Annotated in this window: 9 protein-coding genes; all 9 read left to right on the top strand. The window is 62.1% G+C overall.

The annotated features are described in order from the left end of the window. The first annotated feature begins 20 nt into the window (after window positions 1-20). The 9 genes from C5F70_RS29280 (at window position 21) to acs (ending at window position 13,008) form a co-directional block, all read left to right on the top strand. Complete coding sequence (locus tag C5F70_RS29280; RefSeq protein WP_003176118.1) at window positions 21-197, top strand: hypothetical protein; 177 nt, start codon at window positions 21-23, stop codon at window positions 195-197. Next, window positions 181-3,135 (top strand): sensor histidine kinase, encoded by a 2,955-nt coding sequence (locus tag C5F70_RS29275; protein WP_164887002.1) that lies wholly within the window; start codon window positions 181-183, stop codon window positions 3,133-3,135. Before C5F70_RS29280 ends, C5F70_RS29275 begins: the two co-directional genes overlap by 17 nt. Before the next feature lie 22 nt (window positions 3,136-3,157). Further along, complete coding sequence (locus C5F70_RS29270; RefSeq protein WP_017847436.1) at window positions 3,158-4,597, top strand: sigma-54 dependent transcriptional regulator; 1,440 nt, start codon at window positions 3,158-3,160, stop codon at window positions 4,595-4,597. Window positions 4,598-5,294: 697 nt separating this feature from the next. Next, complete coding sequence (locus tag C5F70_RS29265) at window positions 5,295-6,698, top strand: polynucleotide adenylyltransferase PcnB (RefSeq protein WP_017847435.1); 1,404 nt, start codon at window positions 5,295-5,297, stop codon at window positions 6,696-6,698. Between the two features lie 2 nt (window positions 6,699-6,700). Beyond that, complete coding sequence (gene folK / locus C5F70_RS29260; protein ID WP_017847434.1) at window positions 6,701-7,198, top strand: 2-amino-4-hydroxy-6-hydroxymethyldihydropteridine diphosphokinase; 498 nt, start codon at window positions 6,701-6,703, stop codon at window positions 7,196-7,198. A 240-nt stretch (window positions 7,199-7,438) separates the two neighbouring features. Continuing rightward, window positions 7,439-8,239, top strand: a complete 801-nt coding sequence (panB, locus tag C5F70_RS29255; protein ID WP_046487560.1) for a 3-methyl-2-oxobutanoate hydroxymethyltransferase — start codon at window positions 7,439-7,441, stop codon at window positions 8,237-8,239. Next, complete coding sequence (gene panC, locus C5F70_RS29250; protein ID WP_104904444.1) at window positions 8,236-9,111, top strand: pantoate--beta-alanine ligase; 876 nt, start codon at window positions 8,236-8,238, stop codon at window positions 9,109-9,111. Before panB ends, panC begins: the two co-directional genes overlap by 4 nt. A gap of 189 nt (window positions 9,112-9,300) precedes the next feature. Further along, window positions 9,301-10,965 carry a glucose-6-phosphate isomerase gene (gene pgi, locus C5F70_RS29245; RefSeq protein ID WP_017847431.1) on the top strand — a complete coding sequence of 555 codons (1,665 nt, stop codon included), beginning with the start codon at window positions 9,301-9,303 and terminating at the stop codon, window positions 10,963-10,965. A 105-nt stretch (window positions 10,966-11,070) separates the two neighbouring features. Further along, window positions 11,071-13,008 carry an acetate--CoA ligase gene (gene acs, locus C5F70_RS29240; RefSeq protein WP_104904443.1) on the top strand — a complete coding sequence of 646 codons (1,938 nt, stop codon included), beginning with the start codon at window positions 11,071-11,073 and terminating at the stop codon, window positions 13,006-13,008. Window positions 13,009-13,016: the final 8 nt, after the last annotated feature.

Genomic DNA, 13,016 nt, shown 5'->3' with positions numbered 1-13,016 from the left:
TTATTCAATCAGAGGCCAACATGTACATCTATCGCTTGGTCCTGCTGCTGGTCGTCGGGATCTACCTGTTTTCCCCCGCCATCATGGATTGGTGGATCGACGCCACGGGCGCCTGGTATCGCCCCTATCTGCTGTGGCTGATCCTGATCGTCGTGACTTTCATCCTGCAGAGCCAAAAAGATGCCGATGAGCTTTAGCCTCACCCAGATGCTGCTGATCAGCGCCGCCTACCTGGCCGCGCTGTTCGGTGTCGCCTGGATCAGTGAGCGCGGAATGATTCCGCGGGCGATCATTCGCCATCCGTTGACCTACACCTTGTCCTTGGGCGTCTACGCCAGCGCCTGGGCGTTCTATGGCACGGTGGGCCTGGCCTATCAGTATGGGTATGGCTTTCTGTCCAGTTACCTCGGGGTGTCCGGGGCCTTCTTGCTGGCGCCGGTGCTGCTGTACCCGATCCTGAAGATCACCCGCACCTATCAGTTGTCGTCCCTGGCCGACCTGTTCGCCTTCCGCTTTCGCAGCACCTGGGCGGGCGCGCTGACCACGATTTTCATGCTGATCGGCGTGCTGCCCTTGCTGGCCCTGCAGATCCAGGCAGTGGCCGACTCCATCAGCATCCTGACCCGTGAGCCGGTGCAGTATCGCGTGGCCCTGGCCTTCTGCGCGCTGATCAGCCTGTTCACGATTTTCTTCGGTTCACGCCACATCGCCACCCGTGAGAAACACGAAGGCCTGGTCTTTGCGATTGCTTTCGAGTCGGTGATCAAGCTGATCGCCATCGGTGGCGTCGGCCTGTATGCGCTCTACGGCGTATTCGACGGCCCGCAACAGCTGGAGTTGTGGCTGCTGCAAAACCAGACCGCCCTCGCCGCGCTGCACACCCCGCTGCAGGAAGGCCCGTGGCGCACGCTGCTGCTGGTGTTCTTCGCCTCGGCCATCGTGATGCCGCACATGTACCACATGACGTTCACCGAGAACCTCAACCCGCGCTCGCTGGTCAGCGCCAGTTGGGGCCTGCCGCTGTTCCTGCTGTTGATGAGCCTGGCGGTGCCGCTGATCCTCTGGGCCGGCCTGAAGTTGGGCGCCACCACCAACCCCGAATATTTCACCCTCGGCGTCGGCATCGCCGCCAACAGCCCGGCCCTGGCGCTGCTGGCCTATGTCGGCGGGTTGTCGGCGGCCAGTGGCCTGATCATCGTCACCACGCTGGCGCTCTCGGGCATGGCGCTCAATCACCTGGTGCTGCCGCTGTACCAGCCGCCGGCCGAAGGCAATATCTACCGCTGGCTGAAATGGACCCGCCGCGCGCTGATCGTCGCGATCATCATGGCCGGCTACGGTTTCTACCTGCTGCTGGGCGCCGGGCAAGACCTGGCCAACCTGGGGATCGTCGCGTTTGTCGCCACCTTGCAGTTCCTGCCGGGGGTGTTGTCGGTGCTGTACTGGCCGACGGCCAATCGGCGCGGCTTTATCGCCGGGTTGCTCGCCGGGATTCTGGTGTGGCTGGTGACCATGTTGCTGCCGTTGGTCGGCAACCTGCAGGGTTTCTACATCCCGCTGCTGAACATGATCTACGTGCTCGACGACACCAGTTGGCACATGGCGGCGATCGCCTCGCTGGCCGCCAACGTGCTGATGTTCACCCTGATCTCGCTGTTCACCAACGCCAGCCCGGAAGAAACCAGCGCCGCCGAAGCCTGCGCGGTGGACAACGTGCGCCGCCCGCAACGCCGCGAGCTGCATGCCGCCTCGCCCCAGGAGTTCGCCACGCAACTGGCCAAGCCCCTGGGCGCCAAGGCCGCGCAAAAGGAAGTCGAACAAGCGCTGCGCGACCTCTATCTGCCGTTCGACGAGCGCCGCCCCTACGCCCTGCGCCGCCTGCGCGACCGAATCGAAGCCAACCTGTCCGGGCTGATGGGCCCCAGCGTGTCGCAGGACATGGTGGAAACGTTCCTGCCCTACAAGGCGAGCGGCGAAAACTACGTCACTGAAGACATCCACTTCATCGAAAGCCGGCTTGAGGATTACCACTCACGCCTCACTGGCCTGGCCGCCGAACTCGATGCCCTGCGCCGCTACCACCGCCAGACCTTGCAGGAACTGCCGATGGGGGTCTGCTCCCTGGCCAAGGACCAGGAGATTCTGATGTGGAACAAGGCCATGGAAGAACTCACCGGCATTGCCGCGCAACGGGTCGTGGGCTCACGCCTCAATACCCTGGGCGACCCGTGGAAGGAACTGCTGCAAGGCTTTATCAACCTGCCCGACGAACACTTGCACAAGCAGCACCTGGCCCTCGACGGCCAGACCCGCTGGCTCAACCTGCACAAGGCGGCGATCGACGAGCCCCTGGCCCCCGGTAACAGCGGCCTGGTGTTGCTCGTCGAAGACCTGACCGAAACCCAGATGCTCGAAGACAAGCTGGTGCATTCCGAGCGCCTGGCCAGTATCGGTCGCCTGGCGGCGGGCGTGGCCCATGAAATCGGCAACCCGATCACCGGTATCGCCTGCCTGGCGCAGAACCTGCGCGAAGAGCGCGAGGAAGACGGCGAAATCACCGAGATCAGCGGGCAGATCCTCGAACAGACCAAGCGCGTGTCGCGCATCGTGCAGTCGCTGATGAGCTTCGCCCACGCCGGTGCCCATCAGAACCACGACGAAGCGGTGTGCCTGGCCGAAGTGGCACAGGATGCCATTGGGCTGCTGGCCTTGAATCGGCGCAATTTCGAAGTACAGTTCTTCAACCTGTGCGATCCGGACCACTGGGTCGACGGTGACTCCCAGCGCTTGGCGCAGGTGTTGATCAACCTGTTGTCGAACGCCCGCGACGCGTCCCCCGCCGGCAGTGCGGTACGCGTCAAGAGCGAGGCTTTCGAGCACACGGTCGACCTGATCGTGGAGGACGAAGGCAGCGGCATTCCACAGAACATCAAGGACCGCTTGTTCGAACCCTTCTTCACCACCAAGGACCCCGGTGAAGGCACCGGTCTGGGCCTTGCACTGGTCTATTCCATCGTTGAAGAGCATTATGGACAAATCACCATCGACAGCCCGGCTGACACAGAAAGCCAACGCGGCACCCGTATTCGGGTGACCTTGCCGCGTCATGTCGAAGCGACGTCCGCTGTGAACTGAGACCGTCGAGAGAATTGAATCAATGCCGCACATTTTGATCGTCGAAGACGAAACCATTATCCGCTCTGCCTTGCGTCGCCTGCTTGAACGTAATCAGTACCAGGTCAGCGAAGCCGGCTCGGTGCAGGAAGCCCAAGAGCGGTTCAGTATTCCCACGTTCGACCTGATTGTCAGCGACCTGCGCCTGCCCGGCGCGCCGGGCACCGAGTTGATCAAGCTCGGCCAGGGCACCCCGGTGCTGATCATGACCAGCTACGCCAGCCTGCGCTCGGCGGTGGACTCCATGAAGATGGGCGCGGTGGACTACATCGCCAAGCCGTTCGACCACGATGAGATGCTCCAGGCCGTGGCCCGCATCCTGCGTGACCGCCAGTCGGCCAGCAGCGCTACGGCCGAACAGCGTCCCGCTGGCAAGGCGGCCAACGGCGCCGACAAGCCGGGCGTCGACAACAGCAATGGCGAGATCGGCATCATCGGCTCCTGCCCACCGATGCAGGACCTGTACAGCAAGATCCGCAAAGTGGCGCCGACGGACTCGAATGTGCTGATCCAGGGCGAGTCGGGGACCGGTAAGGAACTGGTGGCCCGCGCCCTGCACAACCTGTCCAAGCGCGCCAAGGCACCGATGATCTCGGTGAACTGCGCGGCGATCCCCGAATCCCTGATCGAGTCCGAACTGTTCGGCCACGAGAAAGGCGCGTTTACCGGCGCCAGCGCCGGGCGCGCGGGCCTGGTGGAAGCGGCGGACGGCGGCACGCTGTTCCTCGACGAAATCGGCGAGTTGCCCCTGGAAGCCCAGGCGCGCCTGCTGCGTGTACTGCAAGAAGGCGAAATCCGCCGGGTGGGTTCGGTGCAATCGCAGAAGGTCGATGTGCGCCTGATCGCGGCCACTCACCGCGACCTCAAGAGCCTGGCCAAGATCGGCCAGTTCCGTGAAGACTTGTATTACCGCCTGCATGTGATCGCACTCAAGCTGCCGGCCCTGCGGGAACGGGGTGCCGACGTCAACGAGATCGCCAATGCGTTCCTGTTGCGCCAGAGCGCGCGCATCAACCGTACCGACCTGCGGTTCGCCGCAGACGCCGAGCAGGCGATTCGGCACTACTCGTGGCCGGGTAACGTGCGGGAATTGGAGAATGCGGTCGAGCGTGCGGTGATTCTGTCGGAGAGCCCGGAAATTTCCGCCGAACTGCTGGGTATCGATATAGAGCTCAGTGACCTGGAAGACGACGACTTCATCGGCCTGGCCCCGCAACAGGGCGCCGCCGGCAATACCAGCCATGAACCGACGGAAGATTTGTCACTGGAAGACTACTTCCAGCATTTCGTCCTCGAGCACCAGGACCACATGACCGAGACCGAACTGGCGCGCAAGCTGGGCGTAAGCCGCAAGTGCCTGTGGGAACGGCGCCAACGCCTGGGTATTCCACGACGCAAGACCGGAGTGGCCAGCGAAAGCTGAGGGCGCGCGCCCACAGGTAACACCCGCCAATGTGAAAAAACTGTTACCGCGGATATTTCGCGTAACAAAAGCCGGGGCTTACGGTAACGAAGCCCCGGCTTTTTTTTCGCCGCCAAACAGCCAAAAACCCCTCAACCCCCTGATTTTGCTGGTCGGCGCAAAAGTTGGCACGCACCCTGCTATATGCTTAGTACAAAAACAATAACAAGCTTTGTACAAGACAATAAAAATAAGACGAATCGACTCACGCACAATAAAAACAACACGGCGGAGGCGCAGCTAACTGATTCTTTTGGAGAGGCGTTGCATTTGGGGCTTGCCCCGCAACCAGGCCGAGAACAACAAAAACTGCCCTAAGGCAGAGCCTGAACTGGTTGGATCGTAGATCAGCAACACAGCGACCAAAGCAATCCGTTTGCTCTTGACTCCCGATTGGGAGTGTCATGAAGGTCACACTTCATGGCGAGGGCGATCAACAAAAACAAAAAGCCCGAAACCAATAATAAAAATAGAGCACGCAACTACTTCTGGGGGAGCTTCGGCTCCCCTTGTAGTTTCCGGTATTTGACGTTTTTAGGCTTATGGCGCAAGGCCTGTAGCTTGTTCCTACACCATCCCCCGACTAAATGCTAGAATCCCGGCCCATCATGCGGTCATTCTTCGTTATGGCCGAACATTCCTTCAAACAGTGCATCCCATGCTGAAGAAGTTGTTCCAGTCATTCCGTTCTCCCTTGCGTCGAACGCAACACAAACGCAGCACGCCTGAAGTGCTCAACAGCAGCCAACATTCGCTGCAACGCGCTCAGTTCAGCCGTTATGCAGTGAACATCGTCGAACGTTTGCAGAACGCCGGTTACCAGGCTTATCTGGTGGGCGGCTGTGTACGCGACATGTTGCTCAATATCACGCCCAAGGACTTCGACGTCGCCACCAGCGCCACGCCCGAGCAAGTGCGCGCCGAGTTTCGCAATGCGCGCATCATCGGCCGCCGCTTCAAGCTGGTGCATATTCACTTTGGCCGCGAAATCATCGAGGTCGCGACCTTCCGTGCCGGTCATCCGCAAAACGATGAGGAAGAAGACACCAATCAGTCTTCCCGCAACGAAAGCGGACGCATCCTGCGCGACAACGTCTACGGCACCCTGGAAGAAGACGCGCAGCGCCGCGACTTCACCATCAACGCCTTGTATTACGACCCGGTCAGCGAGCGCATCCTCGATTACGCCAACGGCGTACACGATATTCGCAACAACCTGATCCGCCTGATCGGCGACCCGACGCAGCGTTACCAGGAAGACCCGGTACGCATGCTGCGGGCGGTGCGTTTCGCCGCGAAGCTGAACTTCGGTATCGAGCGCCACACGGCTGCACCGATTCGCGAACTGGCGCCGATGCTGCGGGAAATCCCCTCGGCGCGCCTGTTCGAAGAAGTGCTCAAGCTGTTCCTCTCGGGCTACGCCGCCGATACCTTCGAAATGCTCGTCGACCTGCAGTTGTTCGATCCCTTGTTCCCGGCGAGCGCCGAAGCACTGGAATACAACCCGACGTATACCCACACCCTGATCAGCGAAGCGTTGATCAACACCGACCTGCGCATCAAACAGAACAAACCGGTCACCCCGGCGTTCCTGTTTGCCGCCCTGTTGTGGCCGGCCTTGCCCAAACGCGTACTGCGTCTGCAGGACCGCGGCATGCCGCCGATCCCGGCCATGCAGGAAGCCGCCCACGAGTTGATCGCCGAGCAGTGCCAGCGCATCGCCATCCCGAAACGCTTCACCCTGCCGATCCGCGAGATCTGGGACATGCAGGAACGCCTGCCGCGTCGCAGCGGCAAGCGCGCCGACCTGTTGCTGGAGAACCCGCGCTTCCGTGCCGGCTACGACTTCCTGCTGCTGCGTGAAAGCGCCGGCGAGCAGACCGACGGCCTGGGCGAATGGTGGACCGACTACCAGGACGCCAATGACAGCGAGCGCCGCGAGATGATTCGTGAGCTCGGCAGCAAAGGCGATGGCGTCGGCGAAGGGCCCAAGAAGCGTCGTCGCAGCGGGAGCAAACGCAAGCGCAGTGCCGCCGATGCCTCGGGCGCCGCAGGCGAATAAACGTGGAACGCATCTACATCGGCATGGGCAGCAACCTGGCGGCCCCGGAGCAACAATTGCGCAATGCTATCGAGGCGTTGGCGCAATTGCCGGGCACTACCGTCGCCGGGGTGTCGGCCTTCTATCAAAGCGACTCCCTGCTCCCCGGCCAACCGCGCTACACCAATGCGGTCGCGGCCCTGGACAGCTGCCTGGCGCCACTGGAACTGCTCGATGCGCTGCAAGCCATCGAGAACGACCAGGGCCGCGAACGCCTTGAACGTTGGGGCCCACGCACGCTCGACCTGGATATCCTGCTGTTCGGCGACCGCCTGATCGACGAACCACGCCTGCAAGTGCCGCACTATCAGATGCACCTGCGCGCCTTCGTGCTGTACCCACTGGCCGAACTGGCCCCAGCCACCCTGCAATTGCCCGATGGCCGGCGCCTCAGCGACCTGCTCGCAGCCTGCCCGTTTGTCGGCCTGGAACGCATGCCTGCGCTCAGCACCCAGCGTTGATCCGCCACTGCTGAATCGCATCAGTAACAGCGGTAACACCACCGTCGTAACAATGCGGTAACACATGCAATTGACTTCCCGTGTCCTCCTCACGACTATAGGCGTCCCGCTGCCGCCAACCGGCGCTAAAGGGCGCAATCCAGGCCTTATAAGCACTGCTCTCAAGAAAGTGCGCCTGTATAAACGAAGACTCATGCGCGTTACTCGCTGTTTCCAAGCGCCTGAACGAGGACCCTTTTCATGCCAGACGTTACCCTGACCACCTTGCAGAGCCTCAAGCTCAAAGGTGAAAAAATCGCTATGCTGACCTGCTATGACGCCACCTTCGCCCATGCCTGCTGCCAAGCCGGTGTCGAGGTGTTACTGGTGGGCGACTCCCTCGGCATGGTGCTTCAAGGGCATGACAGCACCCTGCCCGTCACCACGGATGAACTTGCGTACCACACCGCCAGCGTCAAGCGCGGTAACGACGGTGCCTTTATCATCGCCGACCTGCCGTTCATGGGTTACGCCACCGTCGAACAGACCTTCCACAACGCCGGCAAATTGATGCAAGCCGGCGCGCACATGGTCAAGGTCGAAGGGGCCGCCTGGCTCGCCGAGTCGATCCGCATGCTGGCTGAACGCGGTGTACCGGTGTGCGCGCACATGGGCCTGACGCCGCAGTCCGTGAACATCCTCGGCGGCTATAAAGTCCAGGGTCGCAACGAAGCCCAGGCGCGCCAGATGCGTGCCGATGCCATCGCCCTGGAACAAGCCGGCGCCGCGATGATCCTGCTCGAATGCGTGCCCAGCGAACTGGCCGCGGAAATCACCCATGCGGTCAAAGTGCCGGTGATCGGCATTGGCGCCGGGTCGGCCACCGACGGCCAGGTCCTGGTGCTGCACGACATGCTCGGCCTGTCGATAACCGGCCGGGTACCGAAGTTCGTGAAGAACTTCATGACCGGCCAGGACAGCATCCACGCCGCGTTGAGCGCATACGTCGCCGAAGTCAAAGGCGTGACCTTCCCAGGCGCCGAACACGGATTCTCTGCATGAACACCGTAAAAACCCTACGTGAACTGCGGGCCGCCGTTACCCATGCCCGCAGCGCCGGCAAACGCATCGGCTTTGTGCCCACCATGGGCAACCTGCACAGCGGCCACGCGGCCCTCGTGGCCAAGGCGGCCCAACAGGCGGATTTCGTGGTCGCGAGCATCTTCGTCAACCCGCTGCAATTTGGCGCCGGCGAAGACCTGGACAAGTACCCGCGCACCCTCGCCGCCGACCAGGAAAAACTCCTGCAAGCCGGCTGCAACCTGTTGTTCGCGCCAAGCGTCGAGGAAATGTACCCCAGCGGCATGACCGGCCAGACCCGCGTCAGCGTGCCGCAATTGTCCGAAGGTCTGTGCGGCGCCAGCCGTCCTGGGCACTTTGAAGGTGTGGCCACGGTGGTCAACAAGCTGTTCAACATGGTCCAGCCGGATATGGCCGTGTTTGGCCAGAAGGACTACCAGCAACTGGCCGTGATTCGCGCCATGGTCCATGACCTGAACATGCCGATCCAGATCATCGGTGAACCGACCGTGCGCGCCGAGGATGGCCTTGCGCTGTCATCGCGCAACGGTTACCTCACCGCCGAGCAGCGGGCCGTCGCGCCGGCGTTGTACCGCAGCCTGAGTCAGATTGCCGCCGCCATCAAAGGCGGCGACCGCGACTTCGCCAAACTGCGTGCCGAACAGATCCAGCAGATCGAAGCCGCCGGCATGCGCGTGGACTACCTCGAAGTGCGCCAAGGTGTCCACCTGCGCCCGGCCACGGCCGAGGATCGCGATGTAGTGATTCTGGTCGCGGCCTACCTGGGCGCGACGCGCCTGATCGACAACCTGCATCTGCCCCTCGACTGCCCCCCCGCCCGCTGCCCAGCCTGATGCGCCGGTATAAAAAAGTACCGGCCACAGCGCAGACAAAGCCAAGACATATCGACACGCTAGGTTTAATGTATTCGCCCTGCGCTATGGTTAGCGCTGTCCGGAACCCAACGCTTGATGAAAGACTGGATGTTTCGGGCTTTGAAGTGTCCTAAAGGCAGTCCCCGTAATAAAAGGAAACCCGCAGCGATGGCGTACTACCGCACCCCTCATGACGTTACCGCTCTGCCCGCCTGGCGAGCGCTCAATCAACATCGCCAAGCCATGCAGGATTTCAGCATGCGCGACGCGTTCAACGCCGATCCTCAGCGTTTTTCCCAATTCACCTTGAGCAGCTGCGGGCTTTTCCTCGATTACTCGAAAAACCTGATCACCAGCGAAACCCGCAACCTGCTCGTGGACCTGGCCAAGGAAGTCGATCTTAAAGCCGCGATCGACGCGCTGTATGCCGGCGAGCCGGTGAACTCGTCCGAGGGTCGCCCTGCCCTGCACACCGCCCTGCGCCGCCCAGTGGGCGACAAGTTGTCGGTCAACGGCGTGAACATCATGCCGGACGTACACAAGGTGTTGAACCAGATCACCGACCTCGTGGGCCGCATCCACGACGGCCTGTGGCGCGGCTACACCGAGAAGCCGATCACCGACGTGGTGAACATCGGCATCGGTGGCTCGTTCCTCGGCCCGGAGCTGGTCTCCGAAGCGTTGCTGTCCTACGCCCACAAAGGCGTGCGCTGCCACTACCTGGCGAACATCGACGGCAGCGAGTTCCACGAGCTGACCATGAAGCTGCGCGCCGAGACCACGCTGTTCATCGTCTCGTCGAAATCCTTCAACACCCTCGAAACCCTGAAAAACGCCCAGGCCGCCCGCGCCTGGTACCTGGCCCAGGGCGGCTCGGAAGCCGAGCTGTATCGCCACTTCATCGCCGTATCGAGCAACAACGCGGCCGCCGTGGCCTTCGGTATCCGCGAAGAAAACATCTTCCCGATGTGGGACTGGGTCGGCGGCCGTTACTCGCTGTGGTCGGCCATCGGCCTGCCCATCGCCCTGGCCATCGGTATGTCGAACTTCAAGGAACTGCTGTCCGGTGCCTACACCATGGACCAGCATTTCCAGAACGCGCCGTTCGAACAGAACATGCCGGTGCTGCTCGGCCTGCTGGGTGTATGGTACGGCAACTTCTGGGGCGCGCAGAGCCATGCGATCCTGCCCTACGACCACTACCTGCGTAACATCACCAAACACTTGCAACAGCTGGACATGGAATCCAACGGCAAGAGCGTGCGCCAGGACGGTACACCCGTGTCCACCGATACCGGCCCGGTGATCTGGGGCGGCGTGGGCTGCAACGGTCAGCACGCGTACCACCAGTTGCTGCACCAGGGCACCCAACTGATCCCGGCCGACTTTATCGTGCCGATCGTCAGCTTCAACCCGGTCTCCGACCACCATCAGTGGCTGTACGCCAACTGCCTGTCCCAGAGCCAGGCGCTGATGCTCGGCAAGACCCGCAGCGAAGCCGAAGCCGAGCTGCGCGACAAGGGCCTGCCGGAAGCCGACGTGCAGAAGCTGGCCCCGCACAAGGTGATCCCGGGCAACCGTCCGAGCAACACCCTGGTGGTCGAGCGCATCAGCCCGCGGCGCCTGGGCGCACTGGTCGCGATGTATGAACACAAAGTGTTCGTGCAAAGCGTGATCTGGGGCATCAACGCCTTCGACCAATGGGGCGTGGAGCTGGGCAAGGAACTGGGCAAGGGCGTCTACAACCGCCTGACCGGCGCCGAAGAAAGCCTGGCCGACGATGCGTCGACCCAGGGCCTGATCAACTACTTCCGCGGTCGTCACCGCGGCTGAAGTCGGTCACACAGGGCCGGCGTCCATTCGGACGTCGGCCTTGAACCCGCCCCCGACTGGGTGCATCTTTATGACTTGTCGCAAAAACAAGAATAAGGATCGCTCATGTTCGATATCAGCATGTTTCCCATCGCCGATGCCGTCCGCCGGGCTGCGCAACTGAGTCAAGAGGACTATCAGCGCCTCTATCGCCAATCCATCGAACAGCCGGACACGTTCTGGGCCGAACAGGCCAGGCGCTTTCTCGACTGGACCACGCCCTGGCACACCGTCAATACCTCGGACATCCAGACCGGCGCCACCCAATGGTTTGCCGGCGGCCAATTGAACGTCAGCTACAACTGCATCGACCGCCACCTGGCGCAACGCGCCGAGCAACCGGCCTTCATCTGGGAGGGCGATGATCCGACAGCGTCTTCCACCATCACCTACCGCCAACTGCATCAAAACGTCAGCCGCCTGGCCAATGTGCTGAAAAGCCGTGGCGTGAAAAAAGGCGACCGGGTGTGCATCTACATGCCGATGATTCCGCAAGCGGCCTACGCCATGCTCGCCTGTACGCGGATTGGGGCGGTGCATTCGGTGGTGTTTGGCGGTTTTTCACCCGACGCCCTGCGCGACCGCATTCTCGACGCCGACTGCCGCACGGTGATCACCGCCGATGAAGGCGTGCGCGGCGGCAAGCCGGTGGCGTTGAAACAAAATGTCGACAAGGCTCTGGCCAGTTGCCCGAACGTCAGCACCGTGCTGGTGGTAGCGCGCACCGGGGCCGCCGTGAACTGGAGCGAAGGCCGCGACCTCAACTATCAACAGGTCGTGGATGCCGCCAGCGATGACTGCCCACCCGAGCCGATGGGCGCCGAAGACCCGCTGTTTATCCTCTACACCTCCGGCAGCACCGGCAAACCCAAGGGCGTGCTGCACACCACCGGCGGCTACCTGCTGCAAGCCGCGATGACCTTCAAGTACGTGCTCGACTACCGCGACGGCGAAGTGTTCTGGTGTACCGCCGATGTGGGCTGGGTCACCGGCCACAGCTACATCGTGTACGGCCCGCTGGCCAACGGCGCCACCTCGCTGATGTTCGAAGGCGTGCCCAGCTACCCAAGTAGCTCGCGCTTCTGGCAGGTCATCGACAAGCACCAGGTCAATATCTTCTATACCGCGCCGACGGCCCTGCGCGCATTGATGCGCGAGGGCCACACTCCGTTGGAGAACACCTCCCGCGCCAGCCTGCGCCTGCTCGGCAGCGTCGGCGAGCCGATCAATCCGGAAGCCTGGGACTGGTACTTCAACGCCGTCGGCGAACAACGCTGCCCGATTGTCGATACCTGGTGGCAGACCGAAACCGGCGGCATCATGCTCAGCCCGCTGGTCAGCGCCCAGCGCATCAAGCCCGGCTGCGCGACCCAACCGATGTTCGGCGTGCTGCCGGTGCTGCTCGATGAGCACGGCAAGGAAATCAACGGCCCGGGCAGCGGCGTGCTGGCGATCAAATCCAGCTGGCCGGGGCAGATCCGCAGTGTCTATGGCGACCCGCAGCGCATGATCGACACCTATTTCAAACCCTACCCCGGTTATTACTTCACCGGCGATGGCGCGCGGCGTGACGAAGACGGCGACTACTGGATCACCGGGCGCATCGACGATGTGATCAACGTGTCCGGCCACCGTATCGGCACCGCCGAGGTGGAAAGTGCCCTGGTGTTGCATGACTGGGTCGCCGAGGCTGCGGTGGTGGGCTATCCCCATGACGTCAAAGGCCAGGGCATCTATGCGTTCGTCACCCCGATGAATGGCGTGGAGCCCAGCGAGACACTGAAGAAACATCTGCTCGAACTGGTCAGCAAGGAAATCGGCAGCTTTGCCAAACCGGAACTGATCCAATGGGCCCCGGCCTTGCCGAAAACCCGCTCGGGTAAGATCATGCGACGCATTTTGCGCAAAATAGCCTGCAACGAGTTGGACAGCCTCGGAGATACCTCCACCCTGGCCGACCCCAGCGTGGTCGCCGGCCTGATCGACAAACGCCTGAACCGATAGGAACCCGC

It is taken from the genome of Pseudomonas sp. LH1G9, assembly GCF_002949975.1.
GTDB lineage: Bacteria > Pseudomonadota > Gammaproteobacteria > Pseudomonadales > Pseudomonadaceae > Aquipseudomonas > Aquipseudomonas veronii.
Note: the sequence above shows the minus strand (reverse complement) of the source record. Positions and strands in the feature narration are given on the sequence as shown.

Excerpts from the sequence above, each read along its gene's own strand:
- panC (WP_104904444.1), top strand. The coding sequence starts at position 8,236 with ATGAACACCGTAAAAACCCTACGTGAACTGCGGGCCGCCGTTACCCAT.
- pgi (WP_017847431.1), top strand. The coding sequence starts at position 9,301 with ATGGCGTACTACCGCACCCCTCATGACGTTACCGCTCTGCCCGCCTGG.
- C5F70_RS29280 (WP_003176118.1), top strand. The coding sequence starts at position 21 with ATGTACATCTATCGCTTGGTCCTGCTGCTGGTCGTCGGGATCTACCTG.
- C5F70_RS29270 (WP_017847436.1), top strand. The coding sequence starts at position 3,158 with ATGCCGCACATTTTGATCGTCGAAGACGAAACCATTATCCGCTCTGCC.
- C5F70_RS29275 (WP_164887002.1), top strand. The coding sequence starts at position 181 with ATGCCGATGAGCTTTAGCCTCACCCAGATGCTGCTGATCAGCGCCGCC.
- panB (WP_046487560.1), top strand. The coding sequence starts at position 7,439 with ATGCCAGACGTTACCCTGACCACCTTGCAGAGCCTCAAGCTCAAAGGT.
- C5F70_RS29265 (WP_017847435.1), top strand. The coding sequence starts at position 5,295 with ATGCTGAAGAAGTTGTTCCAGTCATTCCGTTCTCCCTTGCGTCGAACG.
- acs (WP_104904443.1), top strand. The coding sequence starts at position 11,071 with ATGTTCGATATCAGCATGTTTCCCATCGCCGATGCCGTCCGCCGGGCT.